Source organism: Rhodococcus sp. JVH1 (assembly GCF_000280725.2).
In the GTDB taxonomy this organism is placed as follows: Bacteria; Actinomycetota; Actinomycetes; order Mycobacteriales; family Mycobacteriaceae; genus Rhodococcus_F; species Rhodococcus_F jostii_A.
On the sequence record NZ_CP166289.1, the window covers coordinates 3,659,986 to 3,680,573 of the forward strand.

14 protein-coding genes, 3 rRNA genes and 1 pseudogene are annotated in these 20,588 nt (G+C 64.5%); 6 read left to right on the plus strand and 12 right to left on the minus strand.

Features of this window, described 5'->3' with window-relative positions; genetic code table 11:
* Positions 1-38: 38 nt before the first annotated feature.
* Positions 39-191: a hypothetical protein gene (locus JVH1_RS16775; RefSeq protein WP_371112990.1), complete on the minus strand. Its 153-nt coding sequence runs from the start codon at positions 189-191 to the stop codon at positions 39-41.
* 553 nt (positions 192-744) lie between these two features.
* Between JVH1_RS16775 and JVH1_RS16780 the strand changes: the two are divergent.
* Positions 745-921: pseudogene (locus JVH1_RS16780) on the plus strand (AAA family ATPase); the annotation flags it as partial.
* A 94-nt stretch (positions 922-1,015) separates the two neighbouring features.
* Positions 1,016-1,507, plus strand: coding sequence for an AAA family ATPase (locus tag JVH1_RS16785; protein WP_051033739.1), 492 nt, complete (start codon positions 1,016-1,018; stop codon positions 1,505-1,507).
* A gap of 535 nt (positions 1,508-2,042) precedes the next feature.
* Here the strand turns inward: JVH1_RS16785 and rrf are convergent.
* The 11 genes from rrf to JVH1_RS16840 all read right to left on the minus strand — a co-directional run bounded on the left by rrf (position 2,043) and on the right by JVH1_RS16840 (position 16,698).
* Positions 2,043-2,159, minus strand: a 5S ribosomal RNA gene (rrf, locus tag JVH1_RS16790).
* A gap of 133 nt (positions 2,160-2,292) precedes the next feature.
* A 23S ribosomal RNA gene (locus JVH1_RS16795) occupies positions 2,293-5,428 on the minus strand.
* Between the two features lie 328 nt (positions 5,429-5,756).
* A 16S ribosomal RNA gene (locus tag JVH1_RS16800) occupies positions 5,757-7,274 on the minus strand.
* Together the 16S, 23S and 5S rRNA genes form the textbook arrangement of a ribosomal RNA operon.
* A 631-nt stretch (positions 7,275-7,905) precedes the next feature.
* Positions 7,906-8,880, minus strand: coding sequence for a 2-hydroxyacid dehydrogenase (locus tag JVH1_RS16805; RefSeq protein WP_009477022.1), 975 nt, complete (start codon positions 8,878-8,880; stop codon positions 7,906-7,908).
* A complete protein-coding gene (gudD, locus tag JVH1_RS16810) occupies positions 8,880-10,217 on the minus strand; it encodes a glucarate dehydratase (protein WP_009477021.1) in 1,338 nt (445 codons plus the stop codon). The genes JVH1_RS16805 and gudD overlap by 1 nt, the downstream gene beginning before the upstream one ends.
* Positions 10,218-10,338: 121 nt before the next feature.
* Entirely contained in the window at positions 10,339-11,055 is a 717-nt protein-coding gene (locus tag JVH1_RS16815; protein ID WP_005256537.1) for a sulfite exporter TauE/SafE family protein, read from the minus strand.
* Complete coding sequence (locus JVH1_RS16820; protein WP_009477020.1) at positions 11,052-12,062, minus strand: ABC transporter ATP-binding protein; 1,011 nt, start codon at positions 12,060-12,062, stop codon at positions 11,052-11,054. The genes JVH1_RS16815 and JVH1_RS16820 overlap by 4 nt, the downstream gene beginning before the upstream one ends.
* Positions 12,055-13,083, minus strand: coding sequence for an ABC transporter ATP-binding protein (locus tag JVH1_RS16825; protein ID WP_009477019.1), 1,029 nt, complete (start codon positions 13,081-13,083; stop codon positions 12,055-12,057). Before JVH1_RS16825 ends, JVH1_RS16820 begins: the two co-directional genes overlap by 8 nt.
* On the minus strand, positions 13,080-14,108 hold the full coding sequence (locus JVH1_RS16830) for an ABC transporter permease (protein ID WP_009477018.1): 1,029 nt from the start codon (positions 14,106-14,108) through the stop codon (positions 13,080-13,082). The genes JVH1_RS16825 and JVH1_RS16830 overlap by 4 nt, the downstream gene beginning before the upstream one ends.
* A gap of 12 nt (positions 14,109-14,120) precedes the next feature.
* Positions 14,121-15,047, minus strand: a complete 927-nt coding sequence (locus JVH1_RS16835; protein WP_005237765.1) for an ABC transporter permease — start codon at positions 15,045-15,047, stop codon at positions 14,121-14,123.
* A 67-nt stretch (positions 15,048-15,114) separates the two neighbouring features.
* On the minus strand, positions 15,115-16,698 hold the full coding sequence (locus JVH1_RS16840; protein ID WP_009477017.1) for an ABC transporter substrate-binding protein: 1,584 nt from the start codon (positions 16,696-16,698) through the stop codon (positions 15,115-15,117).
* A gap of 352 nt (positions 16,699-17,050) precedes the next feature.
* Between JVH1_RS16840 and JVH1_RS16845 the strand changes: the two genes are divergently transcribed.
* The 4 genes from JVH1_RS16845 (at position 17,051) to JVH1_RS16860 (ending at position 20,553) form a co-directional block, all read left to right on the plus strand.
* The gene (locus tag JVH1_RS16845; protein WP_009477016.1) at positions 17,051-18,055 is read left to right on the plus strand and encodes a 2-hydroxyacid dehydrogenase; all 1,005 of its coding nucleotides are present in this window, start codon (positions 17,051-17,053) and stop codon (positions 18,053-18,055) included.
* Complete coding sequence (locus JVH1_RS16850) at positions 18,052-18,447, plus strand: universal stress protein (RefSeq protein WP_005256524.1); 396 nt, start codon at positions 18,052-18,054, stop codon at positions 18,445-18,447. Before JVH1_RS16845 ends, JVH1_RS16850 begins: the two co-directional genes overlap by 4 nt.
* 415 nt (positions 18,448-18,862) lie before the next feature.
* Positions 18,863-19,318 (plus strand): hypothetical protein, encoded by a 456-nt coding sequence (locus tag JVH1_RS16855; protein ID WP_009477014.1) that lies wholly within the window; start codon positions 18,863-18,865, stop codon positions 19,316-19,318.
* 161 nt (positions 19,319-19,479) lie between these two features.
* On the plus strand, positions 19,480-20,553 hold the full coding sequence (locus JVH1_RS16860; protein WP_009477013.1) for an alkene reductase: 1,074 nt from the start codon (positions 19,480-19,482) through the stop codon (positions 20,551-20,553).
* The last annotated feature ends 35 nt before the right edge of the window (positions 20,554-20,588 follow it).

Here is a 20,588-nt window from a genome sequence, read left to right on the forward strand (position 1 = left end):
CCACTCCCGATATGCCCGTTTCAGCTGATATGCACGTTTCAGGGCATGGCGACGTTCAGCGCGAGACCGCCGACCGGGTAGTACATCCGGTCCCGTGCGGCCGCACGTATCCCCGTCTTGGGCTTGCGTAGCGACTCGTTGGTGACCTTCGACGGAATACCCGTGGTGAACAACATGAAGTCGTGATTCATACGCTGGGAAGTCGACCGCGCCGACGGCGCCATCGACATCCTTTGGGACCTTTTCGAGGCCGAATTGGCGTACGCCGAATCCCGGACCGAGGCCAACCGAGAACGGCTGATCACCGCATTCGATGCGGCCGCCACAGGTCAGACACGCATGCTGACGATGGGCGCGTACTGGGTCAGGCCAGAAACCTATACCGCCTTCGATGGCGTCAACGTAAATCTCTTCGCGAACAAGTACGGCGACGTTGCCGCGCAGCTCAACCTCGAGGGCAAGATCTCCGGCGAGGACTTCCTGGCCAACACCGAGACCATCAGCGCCTGGCTCTCGTCCCGGGATTCTCCGTTCGACATGCCACCGGAGCTTTCGCTGAGCGCGTGGCATTTCCATGCGATCAGCGACGCGCCACAGGCACCCGCCGACGACATCACAGCCGCCGCGGACGTCGAGTCAGCGGACGACGGTCCCGAGGCGACAGTGCGGGAAGTCGCATCGAAGTACGTCGTCGCCGACATCGTTGCCTATGGCTCTTTCCTCGACATTCAACTCCTGCAATCGATGATCGAGGCCGTGAAGTCGAAGAAGAACATCATCTGGCAAGGGCCACCCGGAACCGGCAAGACGTGGCTCGCCCGACGCCTTGGCTGGGTGCTGTGCAACGAGCGTCATTCCGACCGGATGACCCTCCTGCAGTTTCACCCGTCGATGTCCTACGAAGACTTCGTCCGTGGATTCCGGCCCGGCTCCGACGGCAAACTCACCCTGATCGACGGCCCTCTGCTCACCGCCGCCCAGAACGCCCGCCAAGACTTCCGAACACGACTACGTCGTGGTCATCGAGGAGATCAACCGCGGCAATCCCGCACAGATCTTCGGCGAGATGCTCACCCTGCTCGAACACGACAAGCGCGACCCCGAGAACGCGCTGAACCTCGCCTACCCGCGGGACAGGGAAGGACCGTTTCATCGGCCCTCGAACCTGCACCTCATCGGCACGATGAACGTCGCGGACCGGTCCCTGGCCGCGGTCGACATGGCGCTACGGCGGAGACTTGCCTTCTTCGACCTGGGGCCGGAGTACAACGATGCCTGGCGCGAGTTCGTCATCGAACGCGGCTACAACGAATCGGTCGTTTACCGCATCGCGGTACGGATGACCAGGCTGAACGAGGTGATCGAGGCCGACCCGAACCTCGGCAAGGACTACTGCATCGGCCATTCGTACTTCACTCCGGGATCCGTCGCCGCGACGGGCGAGTACTTCTCGGAGCGCTGGTGCGTCCGGGTGATCCAACTGGTTCGACAAGCCGCAGGTGGCTAAGGATCGCGGTGAATCTCGATCACGCGCAATGGGATATGCCGGCGGCGACTGTCACCGGGGCGGTGGAGTATCTGGTTCCCGCGAACCCTCTGTATGACATGCTGTGTACGCATCTCCACCACTTGGCCCGGACGGCCGCAGCGGCTCCGCTGCTTCTCGACCATCTCGAGTGCGCGACGGTCCGGCTCGCTCGCGTACTCGTCGCGAGCGCCGCCGACGACGACGAAGCACGACATCGGGAGTCACTCGAGCACAGCCTGCGGGCGCGACTTCGCCTCTACATCGAGTCGAACCTCACAGATCCCTGCTGTCGCCAGCCGCCGCCTCGACTGCGGTCTCCGAACGCATTTCACGCGTCGATTCCGCGACGCGTCGGCATGACTTCACGCGATTGGCGGTGGCTGCCGGAATCGACCGACCGATTGACCGTCTGCCGACGGTGCGCCGGGACGAAAGAGCATGTGCGGCACCGGTGTTCGTGCCCCGGGAATGCCGAAAGCCCCCCAACAAGGTTGGGGGGCTTTCGGTAACGGATGTTCGGCGGTGTCCTACTCTCCCACACCCTGTCGGGTGCAGTACCATCGGCGCTGGAGGGCTTAGCTTCCGGGTTCGGAATGGGACCGGGCGTTTCCCCTCCGCTATGGCCGCCGTAACTCTATGAAACTGTCACACGGAACATCAGCGAAGACACACATCACCACTTCTGTGGTGGGGGTGTTCTTCTTTCTTCTGTTCTGAAACGTGTGTGTTGTTTCAGATACTGCACAGTGGACGCGTAGCTTCTTTGTGGTAAGTCCTCGGCCTATTAGTACCAGTCACCTGCATCCGTTACCGGACTTCCAGTTCTGGCCTATCAACCCGGTGGTCTGCCGGGGGCCTTACCCCCTCGAGGGGGTGAGAAACCTCATCTTGGAACAGGCTTCCCGCTTAGATGCTTTCAGCGGTTATCCCTTCCGAACGTAGCTAACCAGCGGTGCTCCTGGTGGAACAACTGGCACACCAGAGGTTCGTCCGTCCCGGTCCTCTCGTACTAGGGACAGCCTTCCTCAAGTTTCTAACGCGCGCGGCGGATAGAGACCGAACTGTCTCACGACGTTCTAAACCCAGCTCGCGTGCCGCTTTAATGGGCGAACAGCCCAACCCTTGGGACCTACTCCAGCCCCAGGATGCGACGAGCCGACATCGAGGTGCCAAACCATCCCGTCGATATGGACTCTTGGGGAAGATCAGCCTGTTATCCCCGGGGTACCTTTTATCCGTTGAGCGACACCGCTTCCACTTGCCGGTGCCGGATCACTAGTCCCGACTTTCGTCCCTGCTCGACCTGTCAGTCTCACAGTCAAGCTCCCTTGTGCACTTGCACTCGACACCTGATTGCCAACCAGGCTGAGGGAACCTTTGGGCGCCTCCGTTACATTTTGGGAGGCAACCGCCCCAGTTAAACTACCCACCAGGCACTGTCCCTGAACCAGATCATGGTCCGAGGTTAGAGGTCCAATACGATCAGAGTGGTATTTCAACAACGACTCCACACTCACTGGCGTGAGCGCTTCACAGTCTCCCACCTATCCTACACAAACCGAACCGAACACCAATACCAAGCTGTAGTGAAGGTCCCGGGGTCTTTTCGTCCTGCCGCGCGTAACGAGCATCTTTACTCGTAATGCAATTTCGCCGAGTCTATGGTTGAGACAGCTGAGAAGTCGTTACGCCATTCGTGCAGGTCGGAACTTACCCGACAAGGAATTTCGCTACCTTAGGATGGTTATAGTTACCACCGCCGTTTACTGGGGCTTAAATTCTCAGCTTCGCCACCGAAGTGGCTAACCGGTCCTCTTAACCTTCCAGCACCGGGCAGGCGTCAGTCCGTATACATCGTCTTACGACTTCGCACGGACCTGTGTTTTTAGTAAACAGTCGCTTCTCACTGGTCTCTGCGGCCCCACCCAGCTCACACTGCAAGAGTGATCACCGGACGAGGCCCCCCTTCTCCCGAAGTTACGGGGGCATTTTGCCGAGTTCCTTAACCATAGTTATCTCGATCGCCTTAGTATTCTCTACCTGACCACCTGTGTCGGTTTGGGGTACGGGCCGTGTGAAAGCTCGCTAGAGGCTTTTCTCGGCAGCATAGGATCACTGAATTCGCCTCATTCGGCTATGCGTCACCTCTCAGGCTGTATGAATGGCGGATTTGCCTACCATTCGCCCTACAGGCTTACACCAGTATTACCACTGACTGGCTCAGCTACCTTCCTGCGTCACCCCATCGCTTGGCTACTACCAGATCAGGTCCCATGCATCCACATCCAGGGCCCCCGAAGGGGCGTAAGGACGCTTCAGGATGGTTAGTATCACTGATTCACCAGGGGCGCGTTCACACGGGTACGGGAATATCAACCCGTTGTCCATCGGCTACGCCTGTCGGCCTCGTCTTAGGTCCCGACTCACCCTGGGCGGATTAACCTGGCCCAGGAACCCTTGGTCATTCGGCGGACGAGTTTCTCACTCGTCTTTCGCTACTCATGCCTGCATTCTCACTCGTGTGGCCTCCACGGCTGGGTCACCCCGCCGCTTCCATGGCCACACGACGCTCCCCTACCCATCCACACCACTGCCCAAGACTCCGCAGAATCAAGGGGGTGCATTGTGTGAATGCCGCAGCTTCGGTGGTGTACTTGAGCCCCGCTACATTGTCGGCGCAGGATCACTTGACCAGTGAGCTATTACGCACTCTTTCAAGGGTGGCTGCTTCTAAGCCAACCTCCTGGTTGTCTTCGCGACCCCACATCCTTTTCCACTTAGTACACGCTTAGGGACCTTAGCTGGCGATCTGGGCTGTTTCCCTCTCGACTACGAACCTTATCGCCCGCAGTCTCACTGCCGCGCTCTCACTCACCGGCATTCGGAGTTTGGCTGATTTCGGTAAGCTTGTGGGCCCCCTAGACCATCCAGTAGCTCTACCTCCGGTGAGAAACACGCGACGCTGCACCTAAATGCATTTCGGGGAGAACCAGCTATCACGGAGTTTGATTGGCCTTTCACCCCTACCCACAGCTCATCCCCTCAGTTTTCAACCTAAGTGGGTTCGGTCCTCCACGACGTCTTACCGTCGCTTCAACCTGGCCATGGGTAGATCACTCCGCTTCGGGTCTAGAACATGCCACTACGGACGCCCTATTCGGACTCGCTTTCGCTACGGCTACCCCACACGGGTTAACCTCGCGACATGCCACTAACTCGCAGGCTCATTCTTCAAAAGGCACGCCATCACCCCCAGCAGCAAGCTGCTCGAAGGCTTTGACGGATTGTAAGCGCACGGTTTCAGGTACTATTTCACTCCCCTCCCGGGGTACTTTTCACCTTTCCCTCACGGTACTAGTCCGCTATCGGTCACCAGGGAGTATTCAGGCTTATCGGGTGGTCCCGACAGATTCACACCAGATTTCACGGGCCCGGTGCTACTTGGGTTTCCATCACGACAGTCATCATGTTTTCGTGTACGGGACTCTCACCCTCTACGACAGGCCGTTCCAGACCACTTCCACTAACACAATGATTTCTTACTGTCGGCCAACACGGCAGCATTGACAAGATGAACCCCACAACCCCACGAATGCAACACCTGCCGGCTATCACACATCCATGGTTTAGCCTCTTCCGCTTTCGCTCGCCACTACTCACGGAATCACTATTGTTTTCTCTTCCTGTGGGTACTGAGATGTTTCACTTCCCCACGTTCCCTCCACACACCCTATATATTCAGGTGCGGGTAACACGACATCACTCGTGCTGGGTTTCCCCATTCGGACATCCTCGGATCTCAGCTCGGTTGACAGCTCCCCGAGGCTTATCGCAGCCTCCTACGTCCTTCATCGGCTCCTGGTGCCAAGGCATCCACCGTACGCTCTTCATTACTTACAACAAAGATGCTCGCGTCCACTGTGCAGTTCTCAAACAACACACAACCAACCATGTCCTCGTCGCCACCGAACACCAGAAAAACCCGGCCGGTATGACCACCATGATCACTTGTAAGTTCTTGCCTAGAAAAAACACTCGCGTGTTCCCTCAGGACCCAACAGTGCATCGATATATCACCCGCCGGCCGATCATCAGATCAACCGTGACGCGGGAAAGCTTGTCAGTGTTCCACCCATGAGCGTCCGCAGCCCTACTGATGAGGACTAAACGGTCTCTGCCAAGCCGTTGTACACCTGTGTGACAACAACATTGGAGATGTGCTCCTTAGAAAGGAGGTGATCCAGCCGCACCTTCCGGTACGGCTACCTTGTTACGACTTCGTCCCAATCGCCGATCCCACCTTCGACGGCTCCCTCCCACAAGGGGTTAGGCCACCGGCTTCGGGTGTTACCGACTTTCATGACGTGACGGGCGGTGTGTACAAGGCCCGGGAACGTATTCACCGCAGCGTTGCTGATCTGCGATTACTAGCGACTCCGACTTCACGGGGTCGAGTTGCAGACCCCGATCCGAACTGAGACCAGCTTTAAGGGATTCGCTCCACCTCACGGTCTCGCAGCCCTCTGTACTGGCCATTGTAGCATGTGTGAAGCCCTGGACATAAGGGGCATGATGACTTGACGTCGTCCCCACCTTCCTCCGAGTTGACCCCGGCAGTCTCTTACGAGTCCCCACCATTACGTGCTGGCAACATAAGACAAGGGTTGCGCTCGTTGCGGGACTTAACCCAACATCTCACGACACGAGCTGACGACAGCCATGCACCACCTGTATACCGACCACAAGGGGGGCCGTATCTCTACGGCTTTCCGGTATATGTCAAACCCAGGTAAGGTTCTTCGCGTTGCATCGAATTAATCCACATGCTCCGCCGCTTGTGCGGGCCCCCGTCAATTCCTTTGAGTTTTAGCCTTGCGGCCGTACTCCCCAGGCGGGGCGCTTAATGCGTTAGCTACGGCACAGATCCCGTGGAAGGAACCCACACCTAGCGCCCACCGTTTACGGCGTGGACTACCAGGGTATCTAATCCTGTTTGCTACCCACGCTTTCGTTCCTCAGCGTCAGTTACTGCCCAGAGACCCGCCTTCGCCACCGGTGTTCCTCCTGATATCTGCGCATTTCACCGCTACACCAGGAATTCCAGTCTCCCCTGCAGTACTCAAGTCTGCCCGTATCGCCTGCAGGCTCACAGTTGAGCTGTGAGTTTTCACAAACGACGCGACAAACCGCCTACGAACTCTTTACGCCCAGTAATTCCGGACAACGCTTGCACCCTACGTATTACCGCGGCTGCTGGCACGTAGTTAGCCGGTGCTTCTTCTGCAGGTACCGTCACTTTCGCTTCGTCCCTGCTGAAAGAGGTTTACAACCCGAAGGCCGTCATCCCTCACGCGGCGTCGCTGCATCAGGCTTTCGCCCATTGTGCAATATTCCCCACTGCTGCCTCCCGTAGGAGTCTGGGCCGTGTCTCAGTCCCAGTGTGGCCGGTCACCCTCTCAGGTCGGCTACCCGTCGTCGCCTTGGTAGGCCATTACCCCACCAACAAGCTGATAGGCCGCGGGCCCATCCTGCACCAGTAAACCTTTCCACCCTCAGCCATGCAGCCGAAGGTCATATCCGGTATTAGACCCAGTTTCCCAGGCTTATCCCGAAGTGCAGGGCAGATCACCCACGTGTTACTCACCCGTTCGCCGCTCGTGTACCCCGAAGGGCCTTACCGCTCGACTTGCATGTGTTAAGCACGCCGCCAGCGTTCGTCCTGAGCCAGGATCAAACTCTCCGTTGAAGACTCTAGATTTCGAAACCCCCAAAAAGAGGCCTCTAATCAGTCATAGACATCGAGTCAAATCACTAGCGATCAAAAACTCAAAACTAGCATTTTCAAACACTGACCCCCCTCCGACGGAAGAAGGAGAAGAGCCAGCAAATACCCACACCACACCTCACAACCAAACCCCAAGAGGCGGTTGATCATCCGTGATGCGGAGTACCAAAAACATTTGGCACTGACATTCATCGACACACTGTTGAGTTCTCAAAGAACACGCACACACCATCACTTCTGGCACACTCGCCAGCCGCTCCGGGGCAACTTTTCCAGCTTATCTCATCGGACTGACCGGCGCAAACCGGCACCCGCTGAAGACATTCCGGGGTTGAAGCACAACCATACACGATGGTGAACTTCGGATTGGTCAGGCACTTCGTACAACCTCGTTGCATTCACCTTGCGGTGAAGGTCGGTGTCCGTGTCGCTCTGACTTGGAATAAGTTACGCGAACCGTCCGCCGTTTTCCAAATCGCCTGGTCGCAGCGATTCCGTCCGCCGATCCTTCAGGATCTGCCACTCGCGGTGACACCGACTCCTTCTATATAGGAACTCCTATATAGAAGGAGTCGCAAGACTGCGGCGGTCCTCAGCGACAGGTGCGCAGGACCGTCTGCCCCGTGTCCAGCCTGCGGATGTTGTCGGTGATGTCGCCGACGCGGCCGACGAACGTGTGGTCGGTGACGCCGGACGAGTGCGGGGTCATCAGGACGTTCGGCAGGTCGCGGAACGGCAGCGCGCTCGGGGCGCCGTGACCGCCGGCGTCGGGGTAGGAGTACCAGACGTCGATCGCCGCGGCCGCGATCCGGTGCGACGCCAGCGCGTCGTACAGCGGTTGTTCCTGGACGAGGGGGCCGCGCCCGACGTTGATCAGGATGCCGTCGGGGCCGAGCGCGTCGAGTTCCGCGCCGCCGATCATGTCGCGAGTGTGATCGTTCAGGGGTGCGGACACCACCACGACGTCGGACTCCGCCATAAGCCGGAGCAGCGACGTGTTGCCCCCTGCCCAGGCGAGGCCTTCCGCGTCGGCGTCGAGATTTCCCCGCCCGGTCACGGCGCAGCCCTCGGACCCGAGCGCGCGCAGCAGGTTCCACGACCGCCGGCCGATGTGACCGAAGCCGACGAATCCGACCCGCGCGCCCCGCATCGACCGGCACTGCGCGATCGCGTCGTCGTACACCGAGGTGGCCCACACGTCGCCGCGGAGGGCGCGATCGTGCCGGAGGAATCCGCGGCGCAGCATCAGTGCCGCCGACACGATGTACTCGGCGATCGAGTCCTCGTGGTGGAAGGTATTGGCCACCAGGGTGTCCGCGGGGAGCGCGGCGAACGCCACGTTGTCGGTGCCCGCGCCGGCGACGTGCAGCAGGCGCAGCTTCGGCGCCGCGGCCGCCATCGCGGCGGTGAACCGGCCGCCCACATAGACGTCAGCGTCGGCGAGGTCGGCGACGATGGCCGACTCCTCGAACGTCCGATGCCACGACACCGTCGCACCGGGCGGCAGCCCCGACTCGAACAGTTCGCGATGCGGCAGCAGGTTCCGGTCGCCGACGACGACCTTCATCAGGTGCGCACCAACGCCGGGCGCTTGCTGTCGAACGTCCAGCCGGGCACCAGGAACTGCATGCCGCTCGAGTCGTCGCGCGCGCCGAGCCCCTTCTGCCGGTACAGCTCGTGGGCGGCCTCGACGCGGTCCATGTCGAGTTCGACACCGAGGCCGGGGGTCGACGGCACGGTGAGGTAGCCGTCTTCGATCTCGAACGGGTCCTTGGTGATCCGCTGACCGTCCTGCCAGATCCAGTGGGTGTCGATGGCGGTGATGTCGCCCGGAGCCGCGGCCGCGACATGGGTGAACATCGCGAGCGACACGTCGAAGTGGTTGTTGGAATGCGAACCCCACGTGAGGCCCCACGCGTCGCAGAGCTGGGCGACGCGGACGGATCCGTTCATGGTCCAGAAGTGCGGGTCGGCGAGCGGGATGTCGACGGCGCCGGAGCGGATGGTGTGCCCCATCTCGCGCCAGTCGGTGGCGATCATGTTGGTGGCCGTCGGCAGTCCGGTGGCACGCTTGAATTCGCTCATCACCTCGCGACCGGAGAAGCTGCCCTCGGGCCCGACGGGATCCTCGGCATACGCGAGAACGTCTTTCAGTCCGCGGCAGGTCTCGATCGCCTCCGACAGCAGCCAACCGCCGTTGGGGTCGAGGGTGATCCGGGCGTCGGGGAATCGCTCGGCCAGCGCCGTGACGGCCGCCGCCTCCTCGCGGGGTGCCAGGACGCCGCCCTTGAGCTTGAAGTCGGCGAAGCCGTATCGCGCCTGAGCCGCCTCGGCCAGTCTCACGACCGCGTCCGGTGTCAGCGCCTCCTCGTGCCGCAGTCGCAGCCAGTCGTCGGACTCCGCCGCACCCGACTGGTACTCGAGGTCGGTCTTGTTGCGGTCACCGACGAAGAAGAGGTAGCCGAGCGCCTGCACCTTCTCGCGCTGCTGACCCTCGCCGAGCAGGGCCGCGACGGGAACACCGAGGTGCTGCCCGAGCACGTCGAGGAGTGCCGACTCGACGGCGGTGACGGCGTGGATCGCGACACGGAGGTCGAACGTCTGGTTGCCGCGGCCCGCCGCGTCCCGGTCGGCGAACGTGCGTCGCAGATCGGCGAGAACGCCGTTGTACTCGCCGATGCTGCGTCCCGTCACGATCGCGCGGGCGTCCTCGAGGGTACGGCGGATCGGTTCACCGCCGGGCACCTCGCCGACACCGGTGTTGCCGTCGGAATCGGTGAGGATCACCAGGTTCCGGGTGAAGTACGGGGCATGCGCGCCGGACAGGTTCAGGAGCATGCTGTCGTGTCCCGCGATCGGGACCACTCGCATGTCGGTGACGACCGGGGTGCTCGTTGTACTCATCTCCGAAAACCTTCCTTCACAGCGCAGCGCCGCCCGTGAGGCGCCTCACAACCAAAACTCTAAGTTGCCCGATCGATACATGTCCAAGACTTGTTGAGCATCGAACGATGCAGACACTGCATCACAGAAGTTGCTGTCCGATCAGCATCAACGCACCCACGCAGGACACCGTGATCGACGCCCGGCGCAGGCGTGCAGCGTCCAGGTGGCGATTCACGAACCGCGACGCCACGTAGCCGAGCACCGTCGCCGGGATCAGCAGCAGGAACATCACCGCCGACTCGCGGTGCACCGACCCCGTCGCGGCGAGAACGGCCACCGACAGCGTGGATCCCACCAGGAAGAACGCGCTCATGTTGCCGCGCAGCTGCGCCCCTTTCGACCCCTGCATCACCAGGGCCATCGGCGGTCCGCCGATGGAGGTGGCCGTGCCGAGCAGACCCGACGCGGCGCCGGCGACGGCGAGGTTCCGGCGTCGCGGCGGCGGTGCCCAGCCCAGCGTCGCGAAGACGACCCCGGCCAGCACCACGGCGGCGAGCAGCAGCGACAGCCCCCGTTCCGGCAGCACCACCAGCAGCAACGCGCCCGCGATCGTGCCCGGCACCCGGCCGGCCAGCGCCCACCCGGTGCCCGACAGATCGAGGGCGTCGCGTTCCCGCCACACCACCATCACCGTGACGACCGTCGCCGTCATGATCAGCGTCCCGGGCAGCAGGCCCGGGTCGACGAGCGCGACGACGGGTGCCGCGAGCATGCCCATCCCGAATCCGATCGAGGCCTGCATGCACGAGGCGAGGAAGACGGCGAACGCGATGATCGCGAACTCTGCCCCGCTCACCCGACCGCGACGGGGACGCCGAGTTCGACCGGACGCCGGGGATGGTGGCATTCGGCGACGTGGCCGCTCTCGCGCTCGTCGACCGCTGCAGGTGGCGCGGTGCTCGCACAGATGTCGGTCGCGTGGGCGCAGCGGGTCCGGAACCGGCAGCCCGACGGCGGGTTCAGCGGCGACGGCACTTCACCGTCGAGGATGATCCGCTTGCCGCGGGAAGCGGCGTCCAGCTTCGGTGCCGCCGACATCAGGGCCTCGGTGTACGGGTGGGCGGGACGGTCGAAGACGGCGTCCGTCGCACCGGTCTCCACGATCCGTCCCAGGTACATCACGGCGACGCGGTCGGCGACGTGCCGGACCACCGACAGGTCGTGCGAGATGAACACGTACGAGATGCCGAGCTGCTTCTGCAGGTCGTTCAGCAGGTTGAGCACCTGCGCCTGCACCGACAGGTCGAGCGCCGACACGGGTTCGTCGCAGATGACGACGCTCGGGTTCAACGCCAGGGCGCGGGCGATCCCGAGTCGCTGACGCTGACCGCCGGAGAACTCCTGCGGGTAGCGGTGCTCGTCGCTCGGCCGCAGGCCCACCAGGTGCAGCAGTTCCCGCACGCGCGCCGCCCGGTCGCGGCTCGTCTTGTACATCGTCTTGTGGGTGCGCCACGGCTCGGCGATGATGTCGGCCGCCGACATCCGGGAGTTCAGCGACGCGTACGGGTCCTGGAACACCATCTGCACGCGGCGGCGCAGCGCGAGCAGGTCCTTGCCCTTCAGCGAGAACGGGTCGACGCCGTCCCACGTCACCGAACCGGAGTCCGGGCGCTCGAGCATCATCAGCGTGCGGGCGAGAGTGGACTTGCCACAGCCCGATTCGCCGACGAGCCCGAGCGTTTCGCCGCGGGCGAGGTCGAGGTCGATGCCGTCGAGCGCGCGCAACTGATTCTTGCCCGCCGCGTTGGCAGGCACCTTGAACGTCTTGGTGAGGCCCCGCACCTTCAGAATCGACTCAGACATGAGAGATCTCCTCGGGGAAGTGGCACGCCGAGCGGCGACCAGATGTGGCGACGTCGGCGAGCGGTGGGCGGGTGGTGCGGCACAGGTCGCGGGCCAGCGGGCAGCGCGCCTGATAGACGCAGCCGGACGGAATGGAGTGCAGGTCGGGCGGGGTGCCGCCGATGGATTTCAGGTCTTCGCCGCGGACCGCGTGCACGGGGACCGAATCGAGCAGCCCCTTGGTGTATGGGTGCTGCGGCGACGAGAACACCTCGGCGACCGGACCGGTCTCGACGACGTTGCCCGCGTACATGATCGCGACGCGGTCGGCCTCCTCCGCGACCAAGGCGAGATCGTGGGTGATGAGGATGACGGCCATGTCGTGCTCGGTGCGCAGGTCCCGCAGCAGCGACATGATCTGTGCTTGCACCGTGACGTCGAGCGCCGTTGTCGGTTCGTCGGCGAGCAGGACCGTCGGGCTCAGTGCGACGGCCATCGCGATCAGCAGGCGCTGCCGCATGCCGCCGGAGAACTGGTGCGGGTAGGAGTCGACGCGCGATTCGGGCTCGGGAATCCCGACCCTCTCCATCAGCGAGACCGCTTCCCGTCGCGCCTCTTTCGAGGACAGCCCGCGATGGATGCGGAACGGTTCGGCCAACTGCTTGCCGACCGTGTACACCGGGTTGAGCGCGGTCAGCGCGTCCTGGAACACGATGGCGAGTTCGGTGGCGGCGAGGGTTCGGCGCGTCTTGGCCTTCGCCGTCACGAGGTCGACGTCGCCGAGACGGACTGAGCCGTCGGTGATGCCGGCGATCGGTTCGAGCAGGCCGACGAGCGCCTGCGCGGTCATCGACTTGCCGCAACCCGACTCACCGAGCAACGCGAGGGTCTCCCCTCGCCGCGCGGTGAACGACACGTGGTCGACGGCCCGGACCGTGCCCGAGGGGGTGCGCAGGTCGACGGTCAGATCCGCGACCTCGAGGGCGACGCGGTCGGTGTCTGCGACGTCGGGCGATTCGACAGCCGGTGCGGGTGCACTCATGAGACGACCTTTCGGGTGGGGAACAGCCGGGAGCGGCGCGACCGCGGGACGGTCAGACGCCAGCGCTGGGCGGGGTCGGTGGCGATCCGGGCCCACGCCGCGAGCACGGTCGCCGACACGGTGGTGATCACGATGGCGAGGCCGGGGAAGAACGACAGCCACCACGCCGTCTGCAGGTACGTCCGGCCCTGGGACACCATCAGGCCCCAGCTGATGTCCGGCGGCTGGATGCCGATGCCCAGGAAGCTCAGCGACGACTCGGCGAGCATCACGTAGCAGAAGTCGAGGGTGGCGACGGTGAGCAGCGTCGGCAGCAGGATGGGGAACACGTGCCTGCGGATGACGGCACCGCTGCGGGCGCCGAACGTGCGGGCGGCGTCCACGAACAACCGGCTCTGCAGTTCCGCCGACTCCGCGCGGGCGGTGCGGAGGTAGATCGGGATGCGGGTGATGGCCAGGACCAGGACGATGTTCGCGGCGCTGGGCGAGAACACGTAGAGGACGACGACGGCCATCAGCAGCGATGGGAAGCTCATGATGACGTCGGCGACGCGCATCGCCGTCGTCTCCCGCCAGCCGCGGTGGTAGCCCGCCCACATGCCGACGAGGGACCCGATGATGCAGGACAGCGCGACCGCGGGCAGCGCCACCAGGAGGGTGGTGCGGCACGCGACGATCAGCCGGGCGAGCATGCTGCGTCCGAGGGGGTCGGTGCCGAGGATGTTCATCCACCCGTTCGCCACGTGGAACGGTGCGAGGTTGGACTGGTCGAGGTTCTGATCCGTCGCGGCGTCGCCGACGAGCCACGGGCCGAAGACGGCGACGAGGAACACGAACACCAGGATCGCCGCCGCGACCGTGGCCATCCGGTCCCGCAGGAGCAGTCGCCACAACGGCGCCTTGCTCCGGGACGGTTTCGGTGCCGGAACGGTTTCGTCGACGGGGACCGCGACGGCGGGCGTCTCGTCGGGGCCCGGGTAGACGTCGCCGGCTCCGTCCAGGCGGGGTGCGTTGTCTATGGACATGTCGGCGGCCTCCTAGACCTTGGACTTCTCACGGACACGCGCGTCGAGAAGTGCGTAGCCCGCGTCGATCAGGATGTTGAGCACGAAGATGCTGACCGCGGTCAGCAGCACCGCCGCCTGCAGGACCGCGAAATCGCGCTGCAGGATCGCGTCGATCATCAGCTTGCCGATGCCGGGCCAGCCGAAGATCGCCTCGACGACGACGGCGCCGTTGACCAGTCCGACGGTGAGGTCGCCGGCCACCGTCAGCGCCGGAGCCGCGGCGTTGCGGAGCGCGTGATGGGTGACGACGCGCAGATCGCCGGCGCCCTTGCTCCGGGCCAGTCGTACGTATGGTGCGGACAGCGCCGACACCATCGCACCGCGGACCACCTGGGTGAGCACGCCGAGCGGCCGGATCAGCAGGGTGGCGATCGGCAGGATCCACGACAGCGCGCTTCCGGTACCCGACGTGGGCAGCACCCCCAGCACCACCGCGAAGATCCACACTCCGGTGATGGCGAACCAGAAGTCGGGGATGCTGGCCGCGGTCATCGACAGCAGGCTCGAGATCCGGTCGGCGAGCGAATTCGGCCGGTACGCCGCCCAGCAACCGATCACGATGGCGCCGATGATCGCGAGCAGCATCGTGAAGAACGCCAGCTGCAGCGTGGCCGGGAACGCCCGCAACGCCATGGTCGCGGCGGATTCACCGGTGCGCAGCGACTCGCCGAAGTCGAGGTGGACGACCCCGGACAGGTAGTCGACCATCTGGCTCAGGACCGGCTTGTCGAGGCCGTTCTCGGCCGCGAACTCGGCGCGCTGATCCGGTGTCGCGGAGACCGGGAGGTAGAGGTTGGTCGGGTCGCCGGTGAGGCGGGCGAGCAGGAACACACCGAAGAGGACGACGAGGAGGGGTACGAGGCTGGTGTAGACGCGTCGGCGCAGGAAGGCGAACATGACTCACCGCCTTCGGATCGGGTTCGGTTGGGACATCTCAGTTCCTCCGGGGGGCTGGGAAGAGGGGTTAGCCGTTCGCGGATGTGTCCGCGTGGGTCATCTCGCTCAGGCGCATCTCGTCGCCGGTCGCGGAGTTGGGCGCGTACTGCACGGTCGGGGACTTGGCGAGCACCGCGTTCATGTGGGCGATGTACGCGAACTGCCGGATCTCCTTCGGCTCGTTGGCCAGTACCGAGGCGAACGCGTCCTGACGGGCGTCGCCGACGAGTTGCTCGGCGGCGTCGATCTGCGCGTCGTATCCGGGCGAGCCGAAGTAGCTCTGGTATCCGTCGCTGCGCATGTACTGGTCGACGGTGAACTGCGCGTCACCCGCCTGGTTGCCGTGCTGGATCATCAGCAGAATCGGTCCGGTGCCCTGCGGGAACGGCCGGATCTGGTACTGCATCTGCCCGGCCGTGTCCATCATCTCGATCTTCACGTTCAGGCCGGCCTTGCTCAGCGAGTTCTGGATGACCTCGATGGTCTCGTTGATCTTCGGGAACTGGCCCGTGCGCCCGATCAGGCGGATCTGGTTGTCGACGGGAACGCCGTCGGACTTGGCCTCCGCCACCAGTTGCGCGGCGCGATCGGAGTCGTAGGGGGTCGGCTGCAGGTCGGGGTCGAACCCGACGATGCTGTTGCCGACGAGTTGCCCGGCCGGCTCGCCGAGACCCTGGAAGAGTGCCTTGACGATCCCCGCCCGGTTGACGGAGAGGTCGATGGCCTCGCGGACGCGGTAATCGTCGAGCGGCGGTTCGGTGGCCATCATGCGCAGCGCCGTCGTCTCGTTGTTGGGGTAGGCGACACCGAGGTCGCCCGCGCCGTCCTCCGGACCGAGGTACGTGGCGAGTTCGGCCTCGTCGTTGGTGACCATCGCGGCCCGGACGCTGCCCTCGGTCCGCCACTGGTAGATCGCCCGCGTGTACTCGGGCGCCGGGCCCCAGTACGTGTCGTTGCGGACCAGCGCGAGTCGCTGCCCGTGATCCCAGTAGTCGATCTCGTAGGGGCCGGTGCCGATCGGATCGCGCACCTTGTCCTGCGCGTCGGTGGTGGAGGGCACCATCTCCACGAACGAGATCCGCAGCGGAAGGATCGGGTCGGCGACGGGAGTCTGCACCGTCACGGTCGACGAGTCGATGGCGTTCACCTCGAGTTCGTCGTCGCCGAAGACGTACCCGTCGACGTCGCAGCCGATGGTGGAGTTGACGGTGCGATCGATCGAGAAGGCGGCGTCCTCGGCATCGAAGACGCTGCCGTCGCTGAACGTGACGCCCGGACGGATCCGGAACGTCCAGACGGTGTCCGACGTCTGCTCCCACGAGTCGGCGAGCTTCGGTTCGAGATCGCCGGTATCGGCGTTGCGTTCCACCAGCGGCTCGGTGATGTTGGAGCGGACGACGACTCCGGTAGAGGTCAGTGACGCGTCGCAGGGTTCGAGCGTGGGCGGCTCCTGCGGGAGCACGATCCGCAACGTGTCGGGGCTGGCGGCGTCGCTGTGGCTCGAATTGGCCACCGAGCAACCTGTGACCAGAGCCGGCACCGTCAGTGCGGCGGTGGCCACGACGACGGCGCGGTAACGGGTTCCCTGCTGCAGCGAACGTGCAGGGCTCATGGTGTCCTCCGTAGGGATGTGTCGCGTACTCGACGCGAGTGAAGAGGGCCCGCCTGTGACGGTAGACACACGCTATGAGCGGCCCGGAGGAGCGTCAACAGGGGGAAACGGCCCGAAACAGCTCGTGAGGGCCGTCACACGCACAATTGATGGAGACTGCGATCACGCCGGCAGGCCCCTGACCGGCACATACAGGGAGTTTCGGCATCTGCGCACGTCAACGCGCCGCCGACCAATGCCGTTTGAGTATCGATCCATGTTATTTACGTGTTGGACAGGTATTCCGGGCGCCGCTTAACGTACGAGTAACCGGTGACGCGGAGAGTCGCGTCACCACTCGCCAGGAGGCACGATGGTGACCACTGAGTCGTCCGTGAAAGAAGCTGCTGTACAGACTGTTTCGGGAGGACGCGTCCTGAAGGTCGGGCCGCTGAAGCCGTCCCTCACCGCGACGCTCTCCGAGAAGTACGACGCACTCGACCTCCCGCTGGGCGAAGACCGCACCGGCTTCCTCGCCGAGCACGGCGAGTCCGTCACCGCGGTCGTGACGTCCGGTCGCACCGGAGTCGACGCCGCACTGATGACGGACCTACCGAACCTCGGTGCCATCGTGCACTTCGGAGTCGGTTACGACACAACCGATGTCGTGCTCGCCGAGGAACTCGGAATCGGCGTGAGCAACACTCCCGACGTCCTCACCGACTGCGTGGCCGACACCGCCGTCGGACTGCTGATCGACACGCTCCGCGGGTTCTCCGCCGCCGACCGCTTCGTGCGCGACGGCCGCTGGCCCGCAGAGGGCAACTTCCCCCTCACCCGGAAGGTGAGCGGCACGCGGGTCGGCATCGTCGGGCTGGGACGCATCGGCTCCGCCATCGCCACCCGCCTCACCGGCTTCGGCTGCACGATCTCGTACCACAATCGGCGCGAGGTTCCCGGCTCCCCGTTCTCGTACGTCGGCTCAGCCGCCGCACTCGCCGCCGGGGTGGATGTGCTGATCGTCGCCGCAGCAGGCGGCAAAGGCACCGAAAAGCTCGTGGACCGAACGGTTCTCGAAGCCCTCGGGCCCGACGGCTACCTGATCAACGTGGCGCGCGGAAGCGTCGTCGACGAGGACGCGCTCGTCGAACTGCTCACCGGACGCAAGCTCGCCGGTGCCGGACTGGACGTATTCGCCCGCGAACCGCATGTGCCCGAAGCGCTGCTCGCCCTCGACACCGTCGTCCTCCTCCCCCACGTCGCGAGCGGCACGACCGAGACCCGGGCCGCGATGGAGGCTCTCACGCTGCAGAACCTCGACGAATACCTCGCCCAGGGCACCCTGACCACTCCCGTACTCGAGCCGAGGTCACGATGAGCGTCATTCTCAGCTACGTTCCGACAGTCGAAGGTCGTGGCGCCCTGGCCTTCGGATTCGCCGAAGCCCGCATGCGCGCAACCGATCTCGTCGTGATCGCGGACGGCGACAGCGCCTCGGCTCCCGGCTTCGGGGCCGAACTGCACTCCGCGCGGGAGGAAGCGGACGCCGCCGGCGTCGACTACCGCATCGCACGGAACGAACCCGACCGCTCCCACGCCGACAACCTCATCGACGCGTCCTACGACTCCGCCGCCGAGCTCCTCGTCCTCGGCATGCGACGACGCTCCCCCGTCGGCAAACTCCTCATGGGCAGCGTCGCCCAGCGTGTGCTCCTCGAGGCGCAGTGCCCGGTCGTCGGAGTCAAGCCGCCCGTCGCAGCAGAGGTCTGAGCGGCACGGACGTCCTGCCCGAACCCCGGCGGATCGCACAGTGACGGGTTGTATTCTTCCGGACACGGGCCAGGAGAGGACTGCCGACGCGCCGATCACCGTTCACCCGCTCGTCCGTCGGGCGGTCGTCACGACCGGCCCACCACCCTCGCCACCGGCCTGGGCAACGCGTTCGATGTGGCGGTGTCCGGCGGGACGCTCTACGTCACCGAGTTCGATTCGGGCACCGTGGTCGCCCTGCCCGTCACCGGGGGCACCCCACCGTCCTGGCCACCGGACTCGTCCAGCCGTTTTCTGTCGCGGCCGCCGCGGCATGCACGGGTTCTCTGTGCGTTCCGTTCGGCTGTTAGGGCCGTGACGCCCTCGCGCCCCATCCGCAAACCTGACGGCGCCGAATACCTGCCGTGGGACAGCCATGATCGATGGGCCTCAGCGCGCCGAGGGCGCGGAACTGGGCGGTCGCCTCCTGACGTTGGTCGGCGACCGCGACTTCCACGCGCTCGCACCCGAGATCTCCCAGCTCGCGTGCGACCACGGCAGCGACCGGTCGGCGTTCACGGCGGTCGTGGCGTGGATCGTCACGACCATCGCCGACCTCATCGCGGATCCGGCCTCGAGCGTCACCGACGCCGTCGACAGCTTCATCAGCGTCGTACCCGTCGTGCACGACACCGCAGAGTTGAACGAGGAATTGCCCGCGCCCGCCGAGTGGCTGTTCACCGCCGTCGTGAGACACCTGCAGAGCAGGCACCGGGCAGGCTCCGATCCCCCGCCGCCCGTGCCTGCCGACACCGCACTCATTCGCATGCAGGCCCTCGTCGAAGCCTTGCTCTGGCTCGACGCCCTGCTCGAATGCGACCACAGCCTGTAGGCGAGCGCAATTCCCCGACTCGGGGACGGTGCCCTCACAGTGACGGCCGTCACGAGTCGGAATAGCCCGACCCGTAGGCCCGTTCCCCCAGTGGATCCCGATCCTGCGCGGCGGCACCGAGAACGGAGCTGCCGAACACGCCTACGGAAAGACCGATATCTGTGAATCTCTTCTCCCCCTTGACACTCGGCGAACTCGAACTGCCCAATCGGGTCGTGATGGCACCCCTGACCCGCGTCCGCTCCGGGCGTGACGGTGTGCCCGGACCGCTGGTGGTCGAGCACTACCGTCAGCGGGCCTCTCTCGGTCTGATCGTCGGTGAAGGCACCTACCCCAGCCACGCCGGCCAGGGCTTCCCCGGCCAGCCCGGGCTGGTGACACCCCAGCAGGTTGCGGGCTGGAAGAACGTCGCCGACGCCGTGCATGGAGCCGGTGGACGGATCGTCGCCCAGGTCATGCACGCCGGCCGCGTCACGCACGAGGGAACCACCGGCGGTCACGAGGTGGTCGGCCCGAGCGCCGTCGCCATCGACGGTGAGACCCGCACATACGAGGGGAAGGAGCCGTACCCGGTGCCCCGCGCGCTGCGTACCGAGGAACTCCCCGCCGTCATCGAGGAGTTCGTCCAGGCGTCGCGGAACGCGGTGGCAGCCGGGATGGACGGGGTCGAAATCCACGCCGCCAACGGCTACCTGCTGCACGAATTCCTCTCCCCGGCGTCCAACCTGCGTGAGGACGCGTACGGCGGCTCCCCCACGAACCGGGCACGCTTCGTCGTCGAGGTGGTCGAGGCCGTGGCCGACGCCATCGGCGCAGGCCGGGTGGGTATCCGCATCTCACCCGAACACAACATCCAGGACGCCCTGGAACTGGACGCCGACGACGTTCGGGCCACCTACGGCGCGCTGGTCGACGCCATTGCTCCGTTGAAGCCCGCCTACCTGAGCATTCTGCACAAGGACCCGTCCGGGCCCCTTGCGCAGGACCTGCGGACGCGCTTCGGCGGTCCGGTGCTGATCAACAGTGGTTTCGGGGCAGTCACCACCCGCGACGAGGCGCTGGCCATCCTCGACGACGGCCACGCCGATGCCGTCGTCGTCGGGCGTCCCGCGATCGCCAACCCGGATCTCGTGCGGCGCTGGCAGGAAGACCTGCCGCTCAACACCCCGGACCCCGAGACCTTCTACTCGGAAGGCGCGAAGGGCTACACCGACTACCCGGTGTTGCAGCACTGAGCCGACCCGCAGGACGACACGTTGTGGCCCATGAC

Bases quoted from the DNA above. Each gene is read 5' to 3' on its own strand.
- gudD (WP_009477021.1), bottom strand. From the start codon at position 10,217: ATGAGTACAACGAGCACCCCGGTCGTCACCGACATGCGAGTGGTCCCG.
- JVH1_RS16775 (WP_371112990.1), bottom strand. From the start codon at position 191: ATGAATCACGACTTCATGTTGTTCACCACGGGTATTCCGTCGAAGGTC.
- JVH1_RS16825 (WP_009477019.1), bottom strand. From the start codon at position 13,083: ATGAGTGCACCCGCACCGGCTGTCGAATCGCCCGACGTCGCAGACACC.
- JVH1_RS16845 (WP_009477016.1), top strand. From the start codon at position 17,051: ATGGTGACCACTGAGTCGTCCGTGAAAGAAGCTGCTGTACAGACTGTT.
- JVH1_RS16805 (WP_009477022.1), bottom strand. From the start codon at position 8,880: ATGAAGGTCGTCGTCGGCGACCGGAACCTGCTGCCGCATCGCGAACTG.
- JVH1_RS16820 (WP_009477020.1), bottom strand. From the start codon at position 12,062: ATGTCTGAGTCGATTCTGAAGGTGCGGGGCCTCACCAAGACGTTCAAG.
- JVH1_RS16850 (WP_005256524.1), top strand. From the start codon at position 18,052: ATGAGCGTCATTCTCAGCTACGTTCCGACAGTCGAAGGTCGTGGCGCC.
- JVH1_RS16835 (WP_005237765.1), bottom strand. From the start codon at position 15,047: ATGTTCGCCTTCCTGCGCCGACGCGTCTACACCAGCCTCGTACCCCTC.
- JVH1_RS16830 (WP_009477018.1), bottom strand. From the start codon at position 14,108: ATGTCCATAGACAACGCACCCCGCCTGGACGGAGCCGGCGACGTCTAC.
- JVH1_RS16855 (WP_009477014.1), top strand. From the start codon at position 18,863: ATGATCGATGGGCCTCAGCGCGCCGAGGGCGCGGAACTGGGCGGTCGC.
- JVH1_RS16840 (WP_009477017.1), bottom strand. From the start codon at position 16,698: ATGAGCCCTGCACGTTCGCTGCAGCAGGGAACCCGTTACCGCGCCGTC.